This window comes from Dietzia sp. DQ11-44 (genome assembly GCF_014145205.1).
Taxonomy (GTDB): Bacteria; Actinomycetota; Actinomycetes; order Mycobacteriales; family Mycobacteriaceae; genus Dietzia; species Dietzia natronolimnaea.
Genome location: NZ_JAALEC010000375.1, coordinates 1 through 1,520 on the forward strand (window position 1 = coordinate 1; position 1,520 = coordinate 1,520).

Below are 1,520 nucleotides of genomic sequence, written 5' to 3' on the forward strand. Positions count from 1 at the left end.
GACGCTGGTGCGGATGGCGGCCGCACTGGCGAGTTCGAGCAGTGGAGCGGGGCGCTCGTACTCGTGGAGTGCGCGGTCCAGGGTCGTCCGGGTGCCGGACCCCGGTTCCCTCACCACCAACCGTGTGGCCGCGAGCTCGGAGATGGTCACCGGGGTGCGGCGCCGGGCCCACGGATGGGTCGGCGCCGCCACCACCACGAGCCGGTCGCGCGCAACGGTACTGGTGTGCAGACCGCTGGGAACCGTCGGGGACTCGACGAACCCGACGTCACAGGTGCCGTCCAGAACGAGTTCGGCGACCCTGACGGAATTGTGGACCTGCAGGTGGATGTTCACCTCCGGCAGCACGCCCCTCAGTGCCCCCAGCCAGCGCGGCATGAGGTGTTCTGCCACGGTCATGCTCGACCCCACCGTCAGCGTGGCGGACCGCTCGGACTGCAGGCTCTGCGCCACCTCCAGTAACTGGGTCGTCTCGGCGAGGACCCTCCGCGCCCAGTGGGCGAGCACCGTCCCGTGCGGGGTCAACGTGGCGCCCCGCGGGTGCCGACGCAGCAACGGAGTGCCGAACCGCCGCTCGAGATCCTTGATCGCCCTGCTCGCGTTGGGCTGCGCCATCCCGACCCTCCGGGCCGCCGCGCTCAGGCTCCCCTGGTCGTCGACGCCGATCAGCAGCTCCAGGACGGCCAGGTCGGGCCACCTCCGTGTCATGCAGACAGCATATGGCTCCGCTTCGGGCCATGCCTGTGAGATATGGACGGATACCGGACTGCCGGCTACCGGACGGGCCCGTCCGCGTCCATCCTGGAGACGTGACCACCCCCCTGACCGCCCGGCGACGCGAGCACGGCCACGCAGCGGTGTCGCGGGCCTCGGACTCGGCGACGTCCGGACTGACCAGCGTGCGGGTCAGGGCACGAACGCTCGCCCCGGGCACCGCGTTGACGCTCGCCGGAACAGCGGCGGCGCTGGGGGTCGGCCACCTGGTCCCCACCCTCAACCCGATGCTCGTGGCGATCGTGCTGGGTGCCGCACTCGGCAACACCGTGCGCCTGCCGGCCCGTGCCACCGCGGGCCTGGCGTTCTCCTCGCGCACCCTGCTGCGGGTCGGCATCGCCCTGCTGGGTCTGCAGCTCCTGCTCGGGGACATCACCGCGCTGGGGTGGCAGGTCGTCGCGCTCGTCGTCGTCATCGTGGTCCTGGGAATCGCCGGCACCATGGCGCTGGGGGGCGCGCTGGGTCTCGGCTGGACGCAGCGCCTGCTCATCGCCTGCGGGTTCTCGATCTGCGGCGCAGCGGCGGTGGCGGCCGTGGACAGCGTGTCGGACACCGACGAGGAGGAGGTCCTCACGGCGATCACCCTCGTCGTCATCTTCGGCACCCTGATGATCGTCGCGGTCCCGGTTCTGTCGGGGGCACTGGGCCTGTCGGACACCGCGGCGGGCATGTGGGCCGGCGGATCGATCCACGAGGTCGCCCAGGTGATCGCGGCAGGCGGGGCGATCGGCGGCGGCGCCCTGGCG

Annotated in this window: 2 protein-coding genes; one reads left to right on the forward strand and one right to left on the reverse strand. The window is 72.1% G+C overall.

Annotation, left to right across the window (positions count from 1 at the left end; genetic code table 11):
* On the reverse strand, positions 1-708 hold a 708-nt coding region (locus G6018_RS09980), incomplete at its 3' end, for a LysR family transcriptional regulator (RefSeq protein WP_182639513.1).
* Positions 709-890: 182 nt separating this feature from the next.
* On the opposite strand from G6018_RS09980, the gene G6018_RS09985 reads away from it, so the two are divergent.
* Positions 891-1,520 (forward strand): putative sulfate exporter family transporter (locus G6018_RS09985; RefSeq protein ID WP_241732044.1); only part of this gene is annotated, 630 nt, incomplete at its 3' end.